This window comes from Alteromonas australica (assembly GCF_000730385.1).
GTDB lineage: Bacteria > Pseudomonadota > Gammaproteobacteria > Enterobacterales > Alteromonadaceae > Alteromonas > Alteromonas australica.
This window is the reverse complement of record NZ_CP008849.1, coordinates 1297264-1319116: the sequence shown is the minus strand read 5'-3', so window position 1 is coordinate 1319116 and position 21853 is coordinate 1297264. Positions and strand designations below refer to the sequence as shown.

28 protein-coding genes and 2 pseudogenes are annotated in these 21853 nt (G+C 40.7%); 3 read left to right on the top strand and 27 right to left on the bottom strand.

All coding sequences use genetic code 11. From position 1 onward, the window contains the following. Window positions 1–89: 89 nt before the first annotated feature. The 3 genes from EP13_RS05835 to EP13_RS05825 all read right to left on the bottom strand — a co-directional run bounded on the left by EP13_RS05835 (window position 90) and on the right by EP13_RS05825 (window position 1682). Window positions 90–950 carry an alpha/beta fold hydrolase gene (locus EP13_RS05835; protein ID WP_044056481.1) on the bottom strand — a complete coding sequence of 287 codons (861 nt, stop codon included), beginning with the start codon at window positions 948–950 and terminating at the stop codon, window positions 90–92. A gap of 91 nt (window positions 951–1041) precedes the next feature. Beyond that, on the bottom strand, window positions 1042–1278 hold the full coding sequence (locus EP13_RS05830; RefSeq protein WP_156026732.1) for a hypothetical protein: 237 nt from the start codon (window positions 1276–1278) through the stop codon (window positions 1042–1044). Between the two features lie 125 nt (window positions 1279–1403). After that, a complete protein-coding gene (locus tag EP13_RS05825) occupies window positions 1404–1682 on the bottom strand; it encodes a hypothetical protein (protein WP_044056479.1) in 279 nt (92 codons plus the stop codon). 355 nt (window positions 1683–2037) lie between these two features. On the opposite strand from EP13_RS05825, the pseudogene EP13_RS05820 reads away from it, so the two are divergent. Beyond that, window positions 2038–2469: pseudogene (locus EP13_RS05820) on the top strand (IS110 family transposase); the annotation flags it as partial. Here EP13_RS05820 and EP13_RS05815 read toward each other — a convergent pair. The 10 genes from EP13_RS05815 to EP13_RS05770 all read right to left on the bottom strand — a co-directional run bounded on the left by EP13_RS05815 (window position 2459) and on the right by EP13_RS05770 (window position 10355). Beyond that, window positions 2459–2740, bottom strand: coding sequence for a hypothetical protein (locus tag EP13_RS05815; protein WP_052364300.1), 282 nt, complete (start codon window positions 2738–2740; stop codon window positions 2459–2461). The pseudogene EP13_RS05820 and the gene EP13_RS05815 sit on opposite strands and share 11 nt — an antisense overlap. Window positions 2741–2828: 88 nt before the next feature. Next, a complete protein-coding gene (locus EP13_RS05810; protein WP_044056477.1) occupies window positions 2829–3233 on the bottom strand; it encodes a GFA family protein in 405 nt (134 codons plus the stop codon). A 104-nt stretch (window positions 3234–3337) separates the two neighbouring features. Then, entirely contained in the window at window positions 3338–3631 is a 294-nt protein-coding gene (locus EP13_RS05805; RefSeq protein ID WP_044056476.1) for a hypothetical protein, read from the bottom strand. Window positions 3632–3754: 123 nt separating this feature from the next. Beyond that, window positions 3755–4162: a hypothetical protein gene (locus tag EP13_RS05800; protein WP_044056475.1), complete on the bottom strand. Its 408-nt coding sequence runs from the start codon at window positions 4160–4162 to the stop codon at window positions 3755–3757. 90 nt (window positions 4163–4252) lie between these two features. Continuing rightward, complete coding sequence (locus EP13_RS05795; protein ID WP_044056474.1) at window positions 4253–6439, bottom strand: KAP family P-loop NTPase fold protein; 2187 nt, start codon at window positions 6437–6439, stop codon at window positions 4253–4255. A gap of 453 nt (window positions 6440–6892) precedes the next feature. Continuing rightward, the gene (locus EP13_RS05790; RefSeq protein WP_044056473.1) at window positions 6893–7894 is read right to left on the bottom strand and encodes a DUF4062 domain-containing protein; all 1002 of its coding nucleotides are present in this window, start codon (window positions 7892–7894) and stop codon (window positions 6893–6895) included. Window positions 7895–8029: 135 nt separating this feature from the next. After that, on the bottom strand, window positions 8030–8644 hold the full coding sequence (locus EP13_RS05785) for a hypothetical protein (RefSeq protein ID WP_044056472.1): 615 nt from the start codon (window positions 8642–8644) through the stop codon (window positions 8030–8032). A 25-nt stretch (window positions 8645–8669) separates the two neighbouring features. Beyond that, complete coding sequence (locus EP13_RS19360) at window positions 8670–8804, bottom strand: hypothetical protein (RefSeq protein WP_269746859.1); 135 nt, start codon at window positions 8802–8804, stop codon at window positions 8670–8672. A 352-nt stretch (window positions 8805–9156) separates the two neighbouring features. Next, entirely contained in the window at window positions 9157–9567 is a 411-nt protein-coding gene (locus EP13_RS05775) for a hypothetical protein (RefSeq protein ID WP_044056470.1), read from the bottom strand. Between the two features lie 83 nt (window positions 9568–9650). Next, the gene (locus tag EP13_RS05770) at window positions 9651–10355 is read right to left on the bottom strand and encodes a hypothetical protein (RefSeq protein WP_044056469.1); all 705 of its coding nucleotides are present in this window, start codon (window positions 10353–10355) and stop codon (window positions 9651–9653) included. Window positions 10356–10465: 110 nt separating this feature from the next. Between EP13_RS05770 and EP13_RS05765 the strand changes: the two genes are divergently transcribed. Continuing rightward, a complete protein-coding gene (locus tag EP13_RS05765; RefSeq protein ID WP_044056468.1) occupies window positions 10466–11503 on the top strand; it encodes an IS110 family RNA-guided transposase in 1038 nt (345 codons plus the stop codon). Window positions 11504–11753: 250 nt separating this feature from the next. Here EP13_RS05765 and EP13_RS05760 read toward each other — a convergent pair whose 3' ends face one another. The 10 genes from EP13_RS05760 to EP13_RS05710 all read right to left on the bottom strand — a co-directional run bounded on the left by EP13_RS05760 (window position 11754) and on the right by EP13_RS05710 (window position 17916). Continuing rightward, window positions 11754–12128 carry a hypothetical protein gene (locus tag EP13_RS05760; protein WP_044056467.1) on the bottom strand — a complete coding sequence of 125 codons (375 nt, stop codon included), beginning with the start codon at window positions 12126–12128 and terminating at the stop codon, window positions 11754–11756. 542 nt (window positions 12129–12670) lie between these two features. Then, complete coding sequence (locus EP13_RS05750; protein WP_044056465.1) at window positions 12671–13009, bottom strand: hypothetical protein; 339 nt, start codon at window positions 13007–13009, stop codon at window positions 12671–12673. Window positions 13010–13563: 554 nt separating this feature from the next. Continuing rightward, window positions 13564–13887, bottom strand: a complete 324-nt coding sequence (locus EP13_RS05745; RefSeq protein WP_044056464.1) for a hypothetical protein — start codon at window positions 13885–13887, stop codon at window positions 13564–13566. 146 nt (window positions 13888–14033) lie between these two features. Beyond that, window positions 14034–14459: a DUF4279 domain-containing protein gene (locus EP13_RS05740; protein WP_044056463.1), complete on the bottom strand. Its 426-nt coding sequence runs from the start codon at window positions 14457–14459 to the stop codon at window positions 14034–14036. Window positions 14460–14573: 114 nt separating this feature from the next. After that, window positions 14574–15314: an alpha/beta hydrolase gene (locus EP13_RS05735; protein WP_044056462.1), complete on the bottom strand. Its 741-nt coding sequence runs from the start codon at window positions 15312–15314 to the stop codon at window positions 14574–14576. 129 nt (window positions 15315–15443) lie between these two features. After that, entirely contained in the window at window positions 15444–15740 is a 297-nt protein-coding gene (locus EP13_RS05730; RefSeq protein ID WP_044056461.1) for a hypothetical protein, read from the bottom strand. A 112-nt stretch (window positions 15741–15852) separates the two neighbouring features. Further along, window positions 15853–16128, bottom strand: a complete 276-nt coding sequence (locus EP13_RS05725; protein WP_044056460.1) for a hypothetical protein — start codon at window positions 16126–16128, stop codon at window positions 15853–15855. 116 nt (window positions 16129–16244) lie between these two features. Further along, entirely contained in the window at window positions 16245–16658 is a 414-nt protein-coding gene (locus tag EP13_RS05720; RefSeq protein WP_044056459.1) for a hypothetical protein, read from the bottom strand. Window positions 16659–16767: 109 nt separating this feature from the next. After that, the gene (locus EP13_RS05715; protein ID WP_044056458.1) at window positions 16768–17460 is read right to left on the bottom strand and encodes a hypothetical protein; all 693 of its coding nucleotides are present in this window, start codon (window positions 17458–17460) and stop codon (window positions 16768–16770) included. A gap of 90 nt (window positions 17461–17550) precedes the next feature. Further along, a complete protein-coding gene (locus EP13_RS05710; RefSeq protein WP_044056457.1) occupies window positions 17551–17916 on the bottom strand; it encodes a hypothetical protein in 366 nt (121 codons plus the stop codon). A 347-nt stretch (window positions 17917–18263) separates the two neighbouring features. Between EP13_RS05710 and EP13_RS19050 the strand changes: the two are divergent. Next, a pseudogene (locus EP13_RS19050) lies at window positions 18264–19214 on the top strand (IS110 family RNA-guided transposase). Between the two features lie 471 nt (window positions 19215–19685). Here EP13_RS19050 and EP13_RS19225 read toward each other — a convergent pair. The 4 genes from EP13_RS19225 to EP13_RS05685 form a co-directional block, all read right to left on the bottom strand. Then, window positions 19686–19916: a hypothetical protein gene (locus EP13_RS19225; RefSeq protein ID WP_044056456.1), complete on the bottom strand. Its 231-nt coding sequence runs from the start codon at window positions 19914–19916 to the stop codon at window positions 19686–19688. Between the two features lie 129 nt (window positions 19917–20045). Next, a complete protein-coding gene (locus EP13_RS05695; RefSeq protein ID WP_044056455.1) occupies window positions 20046–20429 on the bottom strand; it encodes a hypothetical protein in 384 nt (127 codons plus the stop codon). 132 nt (window positions 20430–20561) lie between these two features. Further along, window positions 20562–21293 (bottom strand): SDR family oxidoreductase, encoded by a 732-nt coding sequence (locus EP13_RS05690; protein WP_044056454.1) that lies wholly within the window; start codon window positions 21291–21293, stop codon window positions 20562–20564. Between the two features lie 132 nt (window positions 21294–21425). Beyond that, complete coding sequence (locus EP13_RS05685; RefSeq protein WP_044056453.1) at window positions 21426–21737, bottom strand: hypothetical protein; 312 nt, start codon at window positions 21735–21737, stop codon at window positions 21426–21428. Window positions 21738–21853 lie beyond the last annotated feature (116 nt).

The following is a 21853-nucleotide window of genomic DNA, read 5'->3' as shown; positions in this document are numbered from 1 at the left end:
TTAATGTGTAGCAACCCATGGGCTAAAATAGGAAAGAAGTGACAGATGCCCACCTGTAATGCCCAGCTTTCTTGGTTTGTTAAACCCTACTACTTTGCCAACGCCTGTATTTTTGATACGACTAGTTCTGGATCTGAAATATGTAAATGGTGCTTTTCTAATTCCGAATAGATGATTTCGACATCAGCTGAAAGTGAGTTGAAATAGTCTTCTGCACCCTGTTCTAATGATTCCATTTTTTCCGCAATGACGTTAGGAACAAAAGGAGGATCGTAGGGCTCTTCAGTTTGTTTTGAGCGAATGACGATAATGGGCTTAGCGTCAAAATCATTGGAGCCTGATAGTTGTTGGTAGCTTTTCATATGATCGACATTTTCCGGCACACGTTCGAACATTGGGTTTAAAACACTTTGTTCAAATTCCATATAACGTTTCAACGCTTCGTTATCGGTTTCAAAACCTTGAGGCCAACGAGTTCCCATTGTGTAAAAGTACCCAAGAGTAGGAGGAGCGATAAACACAGCACCCAATACTTCATCTGGGTAAAGGTTATTGTAAGCAGTAATAATATACGAGGCGTAAGAGCCTCCGGCAAAATAGTATGGCGGATGTATGTTTGCAGCAGATAAAAGAGCACGAAGGCGTTTAGCGTTATCGTTAATGGTAAAAGGAACTGGCCCTTTTTCGCTTTTACCCAAACCAGAACGATCATACAGACAGATACTATAGTGGCCTTTGAGTTCTTTAATATTATTCAACCAGACCCCATCAGAGCCAGAACGACCGAACCCTTGTTCAAGTATTAATTTTGGTTTGTCGTTTTCATAGCATTCCAAATAGAGACTAAAGCCTCCGACATCGTACATTCCAGATTTGGTTGGGATCAGTTCATCGGCCGAGACCCCATGGCTAAGCAGTATTAGACATATAGATAATAATTTGTGAAACATCGTGATTCCTTTCTCGTGGGTTTAACGCCCGCAGTTGCGGCTGGTTTGGAGCGATAAAGAAGCGGAAAGGCGTTCCAACAACCTGCGTTTGTTATGCCTTTGCTTTAAGCTCATCTATGGCCTTGAATAGTGCAATTCTGTTTTTTGATGATTTATCCATGGTATATCCACATTCAACACAAGATGCTCGGACTTTATCTTCCCCGAGAGGAATAACTACAGCTTTACTTGAGCATTTAGGACAAGCAATCAAAACCGGGTCAGCTTCTGTAGGTTTGCTCATTGTAAACCTATGCTCTCGCCCATCTTCAAATCGAATATTACTCATTGTTCCGTCGGTGCATAACTTTAAGCTAAGGGGCGCAGATGCGTGGGACATAATGGCGAAGCCACCCCGCGTGTACGCGTCCCAGCCCGCACAGCGGGCGAACTTCATTTTTTGTTATACACAACTTAATTCGAAGAACTGCTTTCTTGTTGCAAAAAGAGCAGGATTTTTTCTAGAGAGTAGAAAAATAACTGCAAAACTACATTTAAGCCAACAATGATAGCCCCCCAAATAAAGCCATCCTGACTTGAATGGTAATCAAGACCTAGTTCTGAGTGATTACGAATATTTGAATCTATCAGTGCCCAGTTAGCCAATAAAACAATAATTAAAAAAACAAACAGCCAAAATGATGAAAGAAGTTTGTATCGCTTAACAATTTTTTTGATATTTTCTTCTGTCACGTAGAGTCCCTCCTTGGTATAACGCCCGCCTAACACGCAATGTGTTGGCATGGCTTTTTGCGTTGTTTGCCAAAACCATGACAACAAACATTGTCGTAGTTGAGGTGCGTGTATGGATAATAACTCATGTAAATCATCCTGATTTTAATCAGTGTGAGGTAAAGTGAGACCCAGGCTTTAGTAGCAACTAAAGCTTTCTTTTGTGGTAGTTCGATTGAGCGATGGCTCCTCAGTTGAGAGACCGATAACAAGAAAGAACACCACAAAGGACTCCAAGCTCCACACTCGAATAGTCTACTGGGTCTCGATTGCACCGGTCGCCGGACCGCATTATGCAAGCAAGAGTTAGCTTAGTATGAATACAAAAACAAAGCAAAACGTTAGCGTCGGTGTTGATACGGGTAAGTTTCAGTTGGATATTTATATCCGTCCACTCGACATATATTTCACCGTCAATAATGATGAAAAAGGCATTAAAGAAGCCGTTAAAACAATCAAGAAATATTCACCCGGTCGTATCGTTATAGAGGCCACTGGTCGTCTTGAAATGCCTTTTATCATGGCATGTGCAAGCGCTAATTTACCCTTTGTTATTGCGAATCCTATCCACGTAAAACGCTTTGCCGGAGCGTTAGGCCAGCGAGCAAAAACTGATAAGCTCGATGCGCAATTAATTGCGCATTATGGTGAAGCCATTCAACCCAATCTCTCTTAGCTAAAGCCAGAAGCGATGCAGGCTATGAGTGATTTAGTCGCAAGAAGAAATCAATTGTTGGTCATGCAAACAAGGTAGGAAACGTTTTAAATTTTTCTTGCACTGGCAAATTACCAGCAATGCTTACTATTTCTCTATTCACCGCTGCGCCGAGTGGAAAGAACGTCGTGAATTGATGGGGCACATTCAATAACGCTGCAAGATCATCTACTTTTTCACGAACTTGAAAGACGCGTAATAAAGCACCGTATTGCTTATGTTTATGCGTATATTGCGCATACCCAGTTCCATTCTCTGATAACGGGATCTCAACTATGTCACCTATTTTTGGACGTTTACTCATAACTTCCTTGGAGGCTAACGGCCCGCATAAAAGGCGAGCGGTAGCGAGTACAGCTCACGTTTTTTGTGGGCGATTTTTAATGTGCTTGTTATGCATTTTCAGGTGGATGCTCCTCATATTGTGGAACGCCCTCTGGAATTACTTCCCAACTTGCTTTGGAGCCCACAAAAATGTGGCGTCCAATTTCTATTTCTGGGTCTTCGTTAAGACAACCCAACGTTACTCCGTGAACTTCATCTTGGTAAACACCACATAAAGTAGAACCACATTTCTTGCAAAACTGTAAACCGAAACCGTGTTCACCAACATAAGAAGTCAAAAACTCCGCACCAGAAACCCATTGAAATTCAGAGGGATCTACGAGCGCGTATGCTGATGCTTGAGAACTAAAAGCTTTCCTACAGCGAGAACAGTGGCATGATCTAGCATCAAGAAGTTTACCGTTTATTTCGTATTTAATTTCACCACAAAAACACTCACCGCTTAAGTTCATTTAATTCTCCATGGTGCATAACGCTGTTTTAAGCGGCTAAAGAAAGCTGGCTATACTGAGCGAAGCGAACAGCCAGCTTTTTGTGTCCGCCTTGAAAACCCTTGTTATGTGTTGGACTCTTCGCTAGTACTCATTAGAACCAAGCGGAACTCACCAAAGTTTTTACCAAGAATAAGCTTAAATGGAATGATTGAAATTCCTAGGCCGATTAAGAAGCCAATGGGTTGAACAATTAACTTAATCGTATCTGTAGAGGCACCAAGCATACCTAGAATAAAACCTAAAACACCACCGGCAATAGCGCCAATAATAACAGCTCCAATAATTGCTATGATGTTCCGCCAAATATATGACCACCAAATCCGAGTGGCTCGTTTCCATGTTATTTCTAATTCCATTTAATACTCCTTAGTTTGATTGAGATTGACACATAACGCCTCAAACAGGGGCATAACGAGTAGGCTATAATACGGAACGAAGTAACGGGAACCTACGTGTTAGTGTCCCACTGACTTGGTTTGTTATGTTCGTTTTCTCTTGCTTACAACAATGGACTTGGCTCTAGCCTCATCATCTTCGACGTTTATTGATGGGAGTAAAATAGGCACATTAAACTGTATTCTGCTTGCTATAGAGTTCTTGGAAGATTTCTCTCCGCCAACATCACCACCGAGTAAACCTGATAAAACTTTGATTTTTGCACCGCCTTTTGCTTGATCCTCTGCAGTAATTGCAATGTCAAAATTTACATTTCTCGCATAATTATTAGTTGTGTTATCCCAGACAGAGTTAGCCTCTAAGTTCTGAGTTCCTCTTGTAAGGCCACCTGGATTAATTATTGCGCCTTTTTCCATTGCCTTGTCTTGAGCGTCGTGAACCGCATCAATAATGGAAAGCAAACTTTCTTGAACAAAATCCTTCAGTTCCATAAATTTCCTCTAAGAACATAACGCCGCAATGTGCGGCTTGTAAAAGTGGAGGCGAAGCCGGAGCTTTTACAAGTCCGAACATTTGCCTTGTTAGGCTTGTGATTCACCTTCATCAGACTCCCCTTTTTTCTCTGATTCATTTAATACGTATTGATGTAGCCAAACAAATTGCTTCAAAAACATATCACCTTTTTCTGCATCTTCATCGTATATCCTTGGAAAATCATCAGAATTATTAACTGCTTGAGGGAAGTGGGTTTGAATAGCATCCATTATTATTGAGGCGTCTAACTGACTTGTTAAGCTGTTGTATTGATCCCGTTCGAAATCTGACTTATGAGAGATGCCAGATTCCATCCCCCACGCAGTTGGAACATATGAATCAAGTATTCTGATAAGCGTTTCAGCTTCTATTGATATTGATTTAGCCACATATTCATTAACATAGTCACTCCTAACAAATTTATTCAATGTATAGAAAATTGTAGGTATGGACTTGGATGCTAATGTGGTTACATCATTATTATCCTCAAGTATCTTAGAAACGACGCATCCCAAGTGCTTACCAATTTCATCTATGCAGGACTCAGAAAAAGCATCTTTTTCAGGCTTGTCTTCCTCTTCTCTTTTTAGCCATCTAAATATTTCAAGTTTAAAATCCAGTACAGGTGCTGAATCAATACAGGTTTTTGCTAAATCTGTTCGAGCTTTTTTATCTAAGTTCTGTATTAAATCGCTAACAAGGATGGCCGCTTGAGAAAAAGGAACAGACCAGTTATATAAAACTTCAGGATTAGGAAATTCATCACACTTCTGAGCTAGAGCCACAGCCAAAGCAATTGAAGCATCGGGGCTTATTTCACCTGCTTTATGTCTCAGCTTCTTAATCAAGGTTTCGGCTGTTGCAGTGTTTAACACTTGATTCAATGGGTTGGTTTCGAAATCGAACGTTTTTTCCCATTTTTCACTATCATCAGTTAACTCCTGAATTGCTTTATCAGAAATATCACCTCTTGGGATAGCATAGGTAAAGTATCTGGAGTAATAATTGTCAGAACAAATTCTCTGTCCTTTATTCCATTTTTCATACCAGTCTGAACCATAGCTCATATTTCCGTAAACAGATTGAAGTTTAGGAAACATGCTTTTCAATAAATCAATGAAACCTTCCTTGTTAATGTTTCTACCAGAGCTAAGTGCACCGTCTATTAAATTTTTGATATGACCTTTTTCTTTATCCTTATTCGAGTATTGGCTGTCTCGAAAAGTGCCAGTAAACAAAGCTTTATTTACTCTAAGCACTTCATATAGCGAAGGACAAAACACTCTTATTCCCTCTAAAAGCATTAGATCTACCGGGTTTACCTCTCCTTGCAGAATCGGTAGAGAAAACATTAAGGTGTTCCCGTACAGCTTGGCTTTTCTAGGCGTGGTTAAGCAATCATCAAATGCGCCACTAAAGTCTCGAACAAACTCTTGGACTTGCTGTTGTGATATTGAAATTTCTGCAATGTTTATTGCTTCATCTACACCCTCGAAACAAAACTCTCGCAATACTTGTTTTTCAACGGTAGGCAAGTGCAGCGGTACCTGAATTATCTTCTCTAGGAATGCCTCACCTGCGTCGCCTGCAGAGCTAGAGTAGCGATCCTGTAGAGATGAGGCTACAACATCTTTATCAAACGCTAATATATAAGATGTATATTTAAAATCTGCAGTTAATTTCACCAATCTAAATAGAGCGTGAATTTCTGTTTTCTCTAATCTATCTACATCATCGATTAAAATTAGCACTCGTTTTTTTGCTGACTCTAACTCACGCTCTATTCTCTTCTTTAGCTCATTTATATCTGGGCCTAAAATAAATGAACCTACAGCATCTCCTGCTCCCTTTGCTCCCATAATTGCGCCAGCACCTGGTGCTGCTTTTTTGAGAAAATCCTTAAGTTTGTCTCCTGTCTTTATAAGTTCTGCATCTAGTGCTTCAGCTATATCAAAAAAGAATCCAGTTAATAATTCATCCTCTGTTCCGAACCGCCAAGGATTGAATTTTATACATATTACGTTTTCATCAGCTTGAAGTGATCTTTCGATAAAGTTGAGTACAGATGTTTTACCGTCGCCCCATATTCCATAAAGCCCAATAACAATGCTACTTGGATCACTTCGCCTAGATATCACTTGGGCGATTCTTTCAGAAAACTTCCAGCGAGAAAATCTGTCCTGATTTTTCTCGTTTACTGGTGAGTCAGAGGAGTAGTTTTTTTTATCTTCCATAATCTATCCTTGGAGAGTTCGAGAGCCTAACAGCTTAATTCGCAGACTTCATTGTAACAACCGATAAAAGTCATTGCCCAAAATATCCATATCTTATTAATTTCAATAGCTTACTACTATTTCGTTGATAATTTCTACAACTTTTCTATGCGTTTACTATGCTCGCATAGTAACAACCGCATGCAAAACTGGGTTGAGCCTAGGTTTATCTGAGCTGCGTTACACTGGGTTAACCGATGAATGTCTAGTGCCCCTGTTATCATCAGGGATGATGAAACAACAGGCTGTGATGAGATCACATAAGAGAGCCTCTATATGTGTTTGCTGTAAGCGATCACTTAACAGCCAATATGACAGATGAAGTATACGGCTTAGCTCAGAGATTTGGATTGATCTTGAAAAAGTGATCAAAAGATCCCTAGTACCTATTGACTTATCAGAGGCTCATATGTGTTATACACCTTTATTGACAACTCTGTATTTAAGCATTGTCTGCATTCCTAGCTCAGTTAAATACCATTGAGCTTGTGGATGCTCATTATCAATCTCAATCAACCCTAGAGCTAAAAATTGAATTCTTATTGTATATAAATCCTGAGTTTCTATAACTAGAGCAGACAAACTCACATTATTACAATCAACTTTACTAAACTGCTCCGCAATAAACCGATTCACATCACTATCAAAAGCTTTATCAGCTAAGAATGGAGAAATTGCTCCGAAAATTTCACTCCATGTAACTGTGTTTTTCCAATTACAGTACTGCGTATTTTGGCCCCTTCTCCTTGCATAAAGACTGTAAGTTCCACTTATATCAATAGAACTATCCCAATCGGCAAGCTCTTCTCTTGGAATTAGTGGTTGAGAGTCTTGAGTTTCATTAAGTTGTATTTGCAATTCATCATTGCGTTTACGTAACTCGTTTATCTCAAGAAGCAATTCAGGGGAGGCTGCAGAATCACCTCTAACCCAACCAACTGCAGGGAATAACCTCATAGTCTTATTTAGACTGAGAGATACTTCCCCAGGCAATTGAGAAGCATCATTCCAGAACCTTACTAAACGTCCATCACTCACTTTTTCTCTAAAATTTTGTAACTTTTGATAATTTTCCTCTTCAAGCTCTGATTTAGAGCGAGGTAAGTCATCTGGAGATTTATGTAATAAGGCAATTACTTTAATACCTTTGCTTACCGCATAATCAAATTCTTTTTCGGTATAACTGAGTCCATCATGTGCAGTTGATCCATATCGCCCGCCAATGATGAGTAAATAATAGTCACAATCATCTATTATTCTTTTTATAAACTCCCACTGTTCCTCGTCTGCAGCAGGAAATAATTCCATTCCTGCTGGTATACAATCCATCTCCATTAAGGTCTGCAAAACACTTTGCCTTTCTTCTTGAAGATCAGCGTAAGTAGAACTTACAAAAACTTGATAACGCTTATCCATATATCTCCTAGATTGAATAAAATACAATGGTACGATTAGGTGTATAACGCCGCATTAAGCGGACTAAAATTGTGGGTTATACTGTGTAGCGAAGCGGAACGTAGCCCACTGTTTTAGTTCCGTTTAAATGCCTTGTTAGTTGCGTTTTAAATGTGGTCTTAACTCTTTTTCAATATTTTCTACAGCGGTTAAAATTTTATCACCAAGTTCATCATTACCTTTACTTCCGCCCCAGCCCTGCCAAATTTCTGATTTTATTTTTTCACCAAATTCACTGTCGGACTTAAAATCTTCATTATCACTAGCCGTATTAGAAACCATTGCTTCCATAGCAACTCGAAGAGTTCGAGAGCAACGCCTAAGTTCAAACGCTATATCTTTGATGCTTTTACTCCATAAAGCTTCAGCTTCAAGTGTTTGAGCTTCAAATTCTTGAACAGCATCGGAAATTGGTTTCCAACGATTAGTAAAGATATATGCCCAAGCTTCAGCTTCTTTTTCCGGTGTTTTATTTAAAGGATCGTAGCCTTCAGGGAATTCATTCGCACTTGTGAAAGGAGAGCGACTATAAGTCAGTTCATCACGTAATTTGTAAGTGGCACGAATTAAACCCCTAGCGACTTCAAAGTCAGCTTTACCACGAAGTTCTTTTCGCCAGCTTTTTAAACCACTAATCGCAACGAATGCAGTCGTAATTGCTGCTATTGATAAGCAGACATCTTTAAATGCAGTAATATATTCGACTGCCATGCAAAACTCCTTTAGCAACTAACACTTAAATATGGGGCACAAACAGGCAGGCGATAATGGCGAAGCCGTCTGGCTGTTTGTGTCCCAGCCCGCCTGCGGGCGACATAATTTTTTTGTTATGTGCCCTTGCCGCTAATGCGTTAAGTTTATTTAAGAGCATAAAATACCTTCAAACTTTGCTTTCCTTGTTTTTTGATAACCAACTTGGCTCATTTCCAGTGATACTCGCCACACTGAAAGCATAAATAACAAAAGGCCCAGTAAATACTTGAAAATACTTCCACCACACCAAGTTACCAACATGAAGCCAACTGTACGCATTCCATAAGGTTACCATTGTTACTAAAATGACTAGAAGCATAAGTAAGACTCTAAACTGGAGACTAAACTTTCTGTTACTCATGGCACATACCCCCCCCCAATAAGGGGCAATAATACGTGGGCTAATATACGGAACGAAGTGACGGGAGCCCACGTGTTATTGTCCCGCTTACTTGATTTGTTAGGTGCGACTAGATATCAACCTTAGACATGCTAAATGTCCCGAGGTCTTTTGACCAACCTAAGCCAAACGAAAAATAATTACCAGATATAGTATTGCCATTCAGTTCTCCTGCTAATTGAGCATAGGAATCGCATCTATTATTTCTACCTAAAAGTATTTTGTTGCCATCAAATCTATATGAAAGTTGGTTAGTGAAAGGAAAAGTTTCAGCTTCCATTGCGTCAAACTCTAGCACCTTTACTTGAAACCATTTGCCATCTAAACACGCATTAGCTGGGGTTTTAGTAAGATTAATAACAGCATTAGAGGTAAGTTGACCACTATTATCATAGATATTCAAACGCCAAAAATTCTGGGGCTCATCGCTTGCACAAAGGTGACTAGTAAAAAGAAGTAGAGAAAACAAAAGTCTTATCATTGTTACCTTTAGCACCTAACGCCCCACTAAGAGGCGAGTAATTGTTGGCTAAAATGTGTAGCGAAGCGGAACCGAGCCAACGGTTACGAGTCCTGCTTTAGTGGCTTGTTAGCAATACATTGCACACGTTTCAAATAACCACTTTTAGTCAAAACCTGTGAGCCTGTTGGATAACTATTAATGAGTAAATCTCCGTTATCTAGCAACCAAGATGACTTAGGCATACCAACTAAACTATATAATTTCTCGATTTCAAAGTTTGAGTTTATTAAATGAATATCGCCGTAATTCCATGACATATGGGCTAAACCAGATGTAACCACTAAACCGAATGGCATTTCATAAATGTCTTCGACATTCATTTCTTTAATTAGGGTAACTTTATCGTTTTCATCAATTAAAATTAGTTCCCCACCAAACTCTCCATTATTACTGCCCGTTATTATCTTATCACCTAAGATAATGATGATTTCTGGTTGTATAATTTGATGCTCAATAGCAATATCATTTTCTGAGTTTGGAGAACGACGAGGAAAAGATTTTTTGTATTTTCCCGTTGTTCTATCAACTAATTTAAATACCCACTGCCTTTGTGATGAATCGGTCTTCCCTAATTCGTCAAAAAATTCATTTACTCCAGTTTCCGATACCTCTCGCTCCGTGCTTCCCTTAAATTCAGTTTTATTCGGATATTTTGAAGCGTCATATGAACCACACCTCATATCTTCGAATACATTCGCAGAAGCAGAAAATGAACACAAAAGTAAAATGAATAGCAAAATTTGCAACGGACTCTCCTTGTATTGTTAACTTCCAGCGAGATAATTGGACTCCCCAACCTAATAGGTTGGTCTAACATTTACGTTGTCACACACAAAGGTTAGATAGGAGTCCATCTATGTATAATATGCTCACTGGTGTAGATTTAGCAAAAAAAGAGATCCAGGTTTGTGTCGCCAAATCGAATAAGATAGTTCGTAATATGCCGATGACGCCCACTGCTTTTTCTAATTGGCTAGCCACTCAAAAACCAATGACAGTTGTTTTTGAAGCGTGTGCGACGTCAAATTATTGGTATCAATGTGCGCGTGAATACGGGCATGATGCCCGTTTAATATCAGCTAAGCTTGTATCGAATATTCGTCAAAACCAAAAGACTGATAAGAACGATGCTGAAGCGGTTTTACAGGCATCACAACTTAGTAACGTGAATTTTATTAGCGGGAAGTCTAAGGAGCAGCAGGAGCTTCAATCACTTGTCCGTATGCATCAACTATCAGTAAAGCATAAAGTTGCTTACGGGAATCAACTCTGTTCGTTACTTTTAGAGTTCAACATTAAGTTGTCACCAACAGATGCGGGGTTGAACAGTGCAATACAGTCGATATTGGAAGATGCAGAAAATGGATTTAGCGCGATATTCAGAGAGGCATTACACACGGCATGGCATCAATATCTCAAGAGTATAGAGCTCGTAAAACACTACGAAAAGAGTGTAGCTAGAGCCAGCAGAGCATCAGAAGCTTGCAAAAATCTCATGAAGATAGAAGGTGTTGGCCCGACAAATGCGGTTAACCTGTACATAGCGCTAGGTTGTTGTGAGTTAGGCGTTTTCAAAAAAGCCCGAGACGCTGCTGCGTGTATCGGTTTAACGCCAATACAACATTCTTCAGGTGGTAAAGTGCGTTTGGGGTCTATAGGTAAAAATATACGGAACTCGTCATTGCGCGCTAACTTGGTCGCAGGTGCGATGTCAGCAGTAAACCAGGCGGTTAAACGTGATTCGCGAACGAAGAAAGATGAATGGATTAAAGGGCTAGTAGAGCGGAGAGGTAAACGTTGTGCAGCTGTAGCGCTGGCCAACAAAACAGTTAGAACAGCATTTTCGTTGCTACGCAACGGAACTGATTACAAAGCAGAGCTATTATCTGCTTAGTTTAGTTTTAAGTTAACAACTAAATGCGGCATACAAGATAAAAATCAGCTTGGTAAGCCAGTGCTGCGCTCAGGGCATAAAAGCCCGCCAGCGAGATGTGGCATCAAGTTCGCGTAAATATCATAGAGCCGGGATAGCTTCCCATTATGAACTCGTACATAAGCACGCATTACATCTTGAACGGTAAAAATAGTTGTTGACTATGGGGAGTCCACATAAGCGAAGCGAGTGTTAATGCGTTTGTTATAACTCAATTTCTGATGATGTATGAATACTCGTTACCTCGGTCATCATGAGCAATTGCCTTAACGCAAATACTTCTGAGAAGTGTCACATATACTTCTGTCCGGTAATCCGTAAGTTTTTCCACTTCTACACCCAGATTTGAAGCCATTTCAGGCAGCCAATCTAAGTAAAAATCTATAGAGTCTTTAACTCGATCTGAGAGTTCGGGATCTTGCTGTTCTGTGTGAGGGAGCCATTGAACGATGACTTTCCTTCCTTTGCGTTTCCCAGCCAACTCAAAAAGGTCTTCGAATATAAATTTACCATCAAGATAGTTACAACCTCCCACAAACGAGTGGGTAAAATTATGAACTAATGGCTTGAAGTTCTTATATTTCACTGAGCCGTCCTTGAGTTATAACTTTAAGCTAAGCGGCGCAGTTGCGTGGGCATAATGGCGAAGCCGCCCCGCGTAACTGCGTCCGAACGACCGAAGGGAGTGACTTGAGCGCTTTGTTAGAAGCAGAGCCTGTTCCCTTGGCCTTTTTAAAAACTAATAAAGTCAGCATACGATTGATTATTAACACAAACAAGTAAAACAGCAGCGCAGTGATGGTATTGATTTGACTGAAGCAAGCCGCCCTATGAATTACCAAGTGCAATGGCGCTTGCTGGCCTCGAATAAGAACTTGGCGGTAAAGCGCCTATTGCGCAGCCTTTGAAGTAAGAGCGGCGACATTAAAGCCACCAATGCTCGGACGATGTTTGAAAAAAACAGGTGAGGGTAGTTGTGCTGTTTTTTTGCTAAACCAATAGTAGTTTAGGCTGACGCCTTCTAACTTTAAGCTTTGGGGCGCTAGCACGTGGGCTAAAATCCGAACGAAGTGAGTCAGCCCACGTGTTAGCGTCCCAGCGACCGAAGGGAGTGCCAACAGCGTTTTGTTAGTTCTTTTTCTCATGAGCTAGTGATACGCTCGCAAGCCAATCTAAAACGAAGACAGACACGTACATAATCCCGTCGAATACCCACCAAGAAATTGGAATCGAAATCGCTTTAAAGTTCTTTTCTATTTCTTTGATTTGGTCTTCAGTTAGAGACGATGGTAATACACCAAAAGCAATATCTAAAGCCAATGTCCAAACAGCAAATAAGATTAATGTGGCTAGTGACAAAAACATTATTTTATTGACGATATGTTCTCTAAACAAACTCGGCTTTTGCCATGCAGCGATCAAGGCCATAGTCATCAGGCCTGTCATTATGTATTTTTCGTCAAACATCAATCTTTCCTTGAAGAACTAACTTTTAAATAAGGGGCGCAGGCGCGTGGGGCATAATGGCGAAGCCGCCCCGCGTATAGGCGTCCCAGCGACCGAAGGGAGTGACTTAAGCGCTTTGTTAGAAGCAGAGCCTGTACCTTTGGCCTTATTAAAAACAGATTAAGTCAGCATACGATTGATTATTAACACAAACAAGTAAAACAGCAGTGCAGTGATGTTTGGTGATTTGACTGGAGCAAGCTGCCATTTGAGCTACCAAGTGCAATGGCGCTTGCTAAATTGAATTAAGAACTTGGCGATAAAGCGCCTATTGCGCGACCTTTGAAGTTAATGCAGCGAAGTTAAAAGCACCTAAAGCCGGAGCGATGTTGCGAACAACAGGTGAGGGAGGTTGAACTGATATTTGTATTAAGCCAAACGCAGCTTAGGTTGACGCCTTCTAACTTTCCAATAACGGGCGCAGACATGTGGGGCATAATGGCGAAGCCGCCCCGCGTTTATGCGTCCCAGCGAACGCAGTGAGTGTGTTGATTGGCTTGTTAGCCGCGTTTCACTTACGAAGTACTTTTTTGAAATTTGCGCATAGTTCTGACGACATTAACAATGGGCAATGCCGAGAAGAAAACATAAATAGCTACGAACAGCAAAAGGTTTAAATAAGCTAAGTAAGCCAACAGCCCAACTAAGATTTGTACTACACCAGATAATAAAAAGCTATTGCCAGCGTATTTGCAGAAAGCAGATAGGTCGGCAATTTTAGAAAAGTCGATACCGTTAAGTACATCCGCTTTTTGCTTAAAGGTAAGCAGATAGCCAATGATTAAATATATAAAGCCGCTTAGGCAGGATATTGAAAGTATTAGAAAACCTGTATCCATGAAAAATCCTTTTTAGTGGCTAACGCCCGCATAACGGGCAAAAATACGTAGGCTACAATACCAAGCGAAGCGCAGGGAGCCTACGTATTTTTGGCCCTAGCGAGCGCACTGAGTGTTAATGCGTTTGTTATGTGCGCCCCAAAACATCAATCTAACTCATGCTCGTAGTCGCTTACGAAATAAAAATCATAGTCTATGGCTAATTTAAGCTTTGCTAAAGTGTTTAGGGTACTTGCCGGCAAGTGTAGCCCATGCTCAGAAGCAGGAAAGTAACCTACACATTGAATGAGTATCTTATATTTATCTTTTAGCTTTGCTAATTCGTTTGATTTCGCTTCTAAAGCACCAAGCAACTTAGAAATATGATTTTCAATTGGCTCACGGTCATCTAGTCCACTTTCAAGAGCCCAAAACATTGATCGTCTCGGTTTATTTCTGCGGCTATCCAGGTCACCTTCTGACCAACACTGAGACGGTTTTATGTTAAGTATGCTGGTAACAGGTTCACAGCTACCTTCGCCGAAAACTTTGAAGTAAGCATATTCTCTTGTTGTTAAAGGTGGTGATGCCAATTTATTTCCTTTTTAGCACATAACGCCGCCATAAGCGGCACAAAATGCTTGGCTAGACTTAGCGACGAAGGAGCACAAGCCAAGCTTTTTGTGTCCTTATGCTTAATGGCTTTGTTAGGCTTTCTTAAGCGCCGAACACGACTGCTCAAGCAAGTAACCACGAACTAATAAATTAATTTTATCTTTTAACCAGTCGGGACCGTAATCCGAAATATCATTATGTCGAGAATCTGGAATTTTAACTACGCAAATGTTGCCTTGCGCTGATTCTGAAGGCAAAACACCTTGATCTGCTGGGAAGTCGCTAGCCCGAATAGACAATACTTTTATATCTGTATCTCTAGGCAAAGGAACACGCCTATGATCTAAAGTAATTAATGATTTAATGTAAGGCTTATTTTCATTCCCCAACCAGGAAGAAATATCACCACCGTTTGAGTGGCCAACTAAGAGCAAATTATCAAAGTCATAATAAGCTAAACGTTTACTCAAAATTGACTTAACAAAATCCAGAGTTTGAGCGCCTCTACGCCAGTTTTCACTTCGAGTTTCAAACAAATTTCCTGACGTCGATAATGGTGGGTCATTTGGTAGTTCATGTCCAATAGCTACAACGAGGTAACCTAAGTCATTAAGCTGATTAGCTAGAAATGTGTATTTTAAATGAGACACGCCATAGCCAGCACTCAACAGAGCAACTGGGCATTTAGATTCTTCTTTACAGTTCTTAGCTACTTTGGGGCGTGTAATCTCTATAGGGATATTTCTATCCCTAGATTCATCGTATATTGTTTCTGCATTTGAAACGCTAGCTGAACTAGCAATTAAAAATACTAACCCTTGTAGATACTTCATAACTTTCCTGAAAGCCTAACTTTAAGCTAAGGGGCGCAGATACGTGGGGTAAAATGGCGAAGCCGCCCCGCGTATAGGCGTCCCAGCGACCGAAGGGAGTGGCTTAAGCGCTTTGTTAGAAGTGCCATGCTACCAACCCTCCAAATGTGTACCAACTTCTTTACCTTTTTCGAGGTCATCCTTTGCCAGATAGCCAAACTTGTTATGCTCATTTCGCATGCTTAGCCTATGAAATGTAATGCAAAAAAGTAAATATACAAACCAAAAAAAGAACAATAACCCACTAAACAATAGTGCTTTCTCTACTAAATCTAGGCCATCTCTAAAAAATACAATCGGAATTCCAATTAAGGCAACAAGCCACGAAATATGTAGAAAAGAAACTTTTGCAGCGGTCTTTAAAATAGTTGAGTTGTAATAAGACATTTGCAGATCCTTCTGGCACTTCTAACACCTTACATAACCGGTGATGGCTGCTCTTGCCAACATCCGGTTGATGTATTTGTTATATTCCGTTTCAGAAAAAGGAGTGAATAATTTAGTCAATCTTACCCCAGTCTTCTAAAAGCTCATAAAAGCTTTCCAATCCGATATTACCGAAAATGTTGAAACTTGAATATCCATAACCAAGGGATGAAATTTCATCACGATAGCTTTGTAACAATTGACCACTTTTAGAAATAATCATTCCATTTGGGGCTCCGAAACCTTTGATTAGCGCGTCAAAAGTTACACTGTCACCACGAAGACTTAGAGTAAATGGTGATTCGATATCCAATTTGTATTGTTTTCTTAAAGAGTCAATATTATCCATTAATTTCTCGAGGAATATAACTTTTAAATAAGGGGCGCAGGCATGTGGGGCATAATGGCGAAGCCGCCCCGCGTGTATGCGTCCCAGCGAACGCAGTGAGTGACTTAATTTTTTTGTTATACGCGTTTTTCAACGAAGTACATACCCCAGCGGTTTGATGCAGAAAGCATAAAGGCATAATAAACGATTGAAAATACACAGCCCAAGAATGCTTCACTTCCTGTTTTAATGAGTAGAGATTTAAAGAAATTCACTACGAGGCAAAACAGAGTTATAAACCAAATTGCTTTTATAACGTTGTCGTAAGTATGGTTTTTTAGAATGCCGCTGTGTTCTTGGAAGCTGAAGAAAAAGCCTGAAAGTTTGCAAGTAAGCCAAGTTAAGAAAAAAGATGAAAATGAAATGAAGATTGCAGCTGCTATTTCTTGAGTAAACACGCCGATTAAGAACGCTGAACCACACCAAACTAGTGGTAACTTAAGCCCTAACTTTTGAGTAATGAGAAGATACTTAGGTTTTTTAAGCTGCATTTCTATCCTTGATGCTCATAGCGTATAACGCCACAATAACCGAGCGGAGCTAAGCGTGGTATTGTGAGCAAAGCGAACCACGCTTAGCGGAGTCCGGTTGATTGTTTTGTTAAGGCTGCACACTGGGAAGTTGCTCCTCACCTGAAATTGACAAGCTCTCTAAATCAATGTTTGCCGAATAACCGATATTGTCTCTTTGAAATACTATTATCACAGACTTTTCGTTGACGGTTTTGTACCCATTAACAAAGTCGATATCTTTTAGTAGTTCAACATAACCTTTACCGTTTGGTTTTGATATTGCAACAGTAAGTAAATCGGAAGAAGTTAGTGCCTTATCATTATTTGTATCGGATTTAACCACATAGTAAAGAATTGCTTTCGTATCTTTAGACTGCTCATCATACCTTGTATTTGGTAGCTGATTAGTTTGCGTAATCAAATAATCATTTTTGCCAAATAACCAATACTTTTTATTGTTGATAACATCAATAAATAGATGGTTCCTTGTCGAGGATGCAGATTTACTGTAGGAACCTCTAGAATAGCTTTGTTCTGAATGAAGCGGAATCATAAAAAGGTCAGATCCGCTAATGGTTGTAATACCACCGAGCTGCCACTCCTCTTTTTTTGCTGGAGACTCTTCTATATTGACGATATTTCTTACGCTGCGGTCACGTGTTATTTCTTTAAATATCATAATACAAGCAAATAAAGCTAGAGCAACGCCTAGGACGCCAACCAACATAATGACGATGGCGTTGAATCTCCATATATTTTTGAATACTTTACTTTCTTCCATCTCGAATCCTGATTTATTATTGAGCCTTAACGCTTCGAATATGCGGCGCGCGCTGTTTGCGCGTCGGCCATTATTTGTTTGTTAGGCATTTTATCTCCCACTGTACACACCATCAGATACTGCTACGAGCTCCTTAACGGTATGACGTTGACCATTAACCCATGCGTGAGTTTTAAACCAAAACATACAACCAAACTTATTATTTGATTCCCAGCTAATTGGATAAGTTACGATTTTCTCATATTTGTAATGCCCAATTTTTCCGAGGTTTGCTCTTTCTACCGGACTTACATTTGCAACTTTATCATTACAAATAACATAACAAACTGAGGTGTCACTATTCTCGCAGAAGGCAACGGCGGTTTTGTCTTGACTCCAGACAGGTGGATGCACGTCTTCTGTAGCGAAAGAGGAAAAGCCAATGAAGGCTAAGAAAGCTGAAGTAGCTCTAATCATCAATATATGCCTAACACCCCACTAAGGGGCGATAACACATGGGCTAAAATTAGGAACGAAGTGACGCAGCCCATGTGTTAGCGTCCCAGCGAGCAGCGCGAGCGCCTTTAGTGTTTTGTATGGATAATTCTTCCCTAAATACACCATATTTCCTTTTCAAAGATGGGTAAAGTGAGGCCCAGACTTTGGCTGCAACCAAAGTTGGCTGTGTGGCAGTTCGATTTAGCGAAGGCTCCTCAATTGAGAGACCGATAACAAACAAGAACACCGCACAGTGCTCCAAGCAACATACTCGAATAGTCGACTGGGCCTCGAGCTCGCATTTAGCAAACCAGAGTTAGCTTATTATGAAAAAATCAGTAGTGCAAAACATAAACGTGGGTGAAGATGTAGGTAAGGATTTTCTTGATATACATATTCGTCCGTTGGGCGAATACTTAAAAGTGAGCAATGATAAGAAAGGGATTGGTGAGGCATTAAAAAGGTTAAGAAAATTAACGATTGTTCGTATTGTTATTGAAGCAACAGGGCGCTACGAAATGGCCTTTGTGAGTGCTTGTGCTAAAGCAGAATTACCTTTTAGTGTCGTAAATCCTATTCATGTTAAACGCTTTGCTGGCGCCATTGGCCGTAAAGCTAAAACGGATAAACTTGATGCGGCGTTGATAGCGCATTTTAGTTAGGTAATTCAACCTGCCTTGTCGACACTAAAGCCCGAGAACATTCAGAAGATGGCTGACACTGTAGCCCGCAGAAATCAGCTTTTAGAGATGCAGACCCGTGAGAAAAATCGTCTTCAAATTATGCCGAAAACCGTTCAATCAAGCATAAAGGCAATACTCACAGTGTTGAAAAAGCAAATTCAAAAGATGGATGGCGAATTAGCTTACTTAATTGAAAGCTGTCCAGAATACCAAGCAAAAAGTGAACTGGTTCAAAGTATGCCAGGGATCGGAAAGGTGTCAGCTGCGGCTCTCATCAGTTATTTACCAGAGCTTGGTATGATGAATAGTAAACAAGTGGCCGCCCTTGTTGGCGTCGCACCAATGAACAAGGAAAGCGGTCGCTACAAAGGTAAGCAAGTTACTCAAGGTGGCCGACACCAAGTTAGAACCGTTTTGTTTATGGCAATGATGTCAGCGATGCAATGCAACGCTAAATTTAAAGCCACTTATGAGAGGCTGGTAGCCGCAGGTAAGCCGAAAAAAGTCGCCATCATTGCCTGTGTTAGGAAGATGGTTGTCATATTAAACTCAATGGTTAGAGATGGTGTAATATGGGAAGAAAAAGCGGCTTAATGTTTGAGTTGACACCATAGTCGTTTGTTATAAGCATAGCCAGTTCCTTTGGTATTTTTAAAAACTGTTGATGCCAGCATACGATTGATTGTTAAGACATACAAGCGAAACGACTGTGCAGTGATGTTTTTGATTTGATTGAAGCTAGCCGCCATTTGAACTGTCGAACGCATTGGCGCTTGTTGACGTCGAATAACAACTTGGCGACAAAGCGCCTAATGCGCAACCTTTGAATTGAACGCGGCGGATTTAGACCTACCACAAGCCAAAGCGATGCTAAAAAGAAAAGGTGAAGGTAGTTGTACTAGGATTTTTATAAAGCCAAATGGAGTTTAGGCTGACGCCTTATAACTTTTCAATAACGGGCGCAGGCACGTAGGGCATAATGGCGAAGCCGCCCTGCGTGTATGCGTCCCAGCGAACGAAGTGAGTGAGTTTATTGAGTTGTTATGTTGCACAGCCCAATACAGCCTATTTCTCATTAAAAACCAATTGCTTGAAGCATGTTATTGCTTCTTGAACATCCTTGAAACGTTGTAGTTCAAAGCGGTTCCCGCGCTCAAAATAGAATACTTCAATTTCACTACGTGCATCATAAATACAGAATCCTTCGTAAGATGGAAGGGTGTCTATTGCATAGATTGACTCGTTCACGCCACGGGCAATCATTTCTTCTTTCAGTTCTTGGAGTTCAATTCTCATCGTGCTACATAACACCCCACTAAGGGGCAGTAACACATGGGCTAAAATCAGAGCGAAGCGACAGAGCCCATGTGTTACTGTCCCAGCGAGCCTGCGAGCGACTTGAGTGGTTTGTTATACGCGTTTCGGCTACGAAGAAAATTTGACTGCGTTCCATCCTTTTTGCTGCCAACGCTTCAAAAAGTGCTCTTGTTCCTCTGTTACATTTGAGCAAAGTAAATGGATGTCGCCATCGTTACACAGCTTAAATTCTGTGTTACTAACCCAAATAAGCAAATCATCTTTTCCAATTTCGCCCAAAGTCGCATTTTCGATTTTTTCGATGAATGCGAGTAGAAGGTCGAGTTTTACTTCTTCTTTTGACCATTCATTTGACTGGTAATAGTTAATACCCCAGCCGAAACCTAGCATAACTTGGCAGGAGTTAATCCCAATTGAAGTGAAGAACGATATTATTTCTGCCACTTCAGTGAGTAACTTCTCTTTACCCAAAATATCAGTGTGGAATTCCATTTCAACCTTTAAGCGTATAACACTCCGCATAACGGGCAAAAGTACGTAGGCTAAAATACCAAGCGAAGCGCAGGGAGCCTACGTGTTTTTGTCCCAGCGAGCTTGCGAGCGAGTTTATGAGATTGTTAGGTACTACTTTCCACCCGCGATATCAATAAATGAACCCGTTACATAGGATGCTTGGTCTGACAACAGCCAAACTATAGCATCTGCGACTTCTTGGGCAGTGCCGCCTCGGTTCATTGGAATTTGAGGACTGAGGCGAGTGACTCTATCTGGTTCGCCACCATCTGAATGGATGTCGGTATGGATGAACCCTGGGCGAACACTGTTTACTCTAATATTTTTTGGGGCTAATTCTAAAGACAATCCTTTTGTAAAGGAATCCATTGCACCTTTTGAAGAGGCGTAGTCGACGTATTCAAATGGAGCGCCAGTGCGTGATGCCGCAGAGGAAACGTTGACGATTGCGCCATAATTTGAACTTTGTTTTACAAATTCTCTGGAGCAAAGGAAGGCACTAATAACGTTGGCGTTTAACACGTTTTTAAAGCGTTCTACGCTGATGTTTGAGAATTCGGTTTTAGTAAAGAGTATACCGACATTATTAACCAAATGTGTAACAGTTCCTAATTCGGAGTTTACGAACTCGAACATATCTATCACTTCTGACTCAGCAGAAACATCCGCTTGATAATTGATGGCTACGCCGCCATTGGCTTCTATAGATGAACATACTTCATTTGCTGCATCCTTGTTACTCAAGTAGTTGATGCAAACTTTATAGCCGCTCTCAGAAAGTGCTTGGGCGGTCGCCGCACCAATACCGCGACTAGCACCCGTTATTATAGCGATTTTATTCAAAACACATTCCTTGTAGTACCTAACTTTTAAATAAGGGGCGCAGGCACGTAGGGCATAATGGCGAAGCCGCCCTGCGTGTTTGTGTCCCAGCCCGCGCAGCGGGCGAGCTTAATTTTTTTGTTATAAGACATGTTACTTAAAACCCTGAATAGTGCCATTGGTGCCAACAATTAGGCATACGCTACCATAATATAAGCAATCACCTTTTATGAATGGTCGAGAGCCATAAATATCCAGTGGAACAGTATTATCGACTTCGTTGACGCTTTTACCTATGAGCTGCGCATTTGTTAGAACGAACAGTTGCTCCGATATTTTAGTTTGGGTTTCTAGGCTTGCTTCCATGTAAGTTAAAGAGACACCGTTATCCAAACTCTGATAAAACCAAAACACGTTGGTTAGCAGGAGTAATATTGAAAGGATACTGATAACAACCTTGTTCACTGAGTTTCCTTTGTCTTATAACTTTTCAATAACGGGCGCAGACGCGTAGGGCATAATGGCGAAGCCGCCCTGCGTGTTTGCGTCCCAGCGAACGCAGTGAGTGGGTTGATTGATTT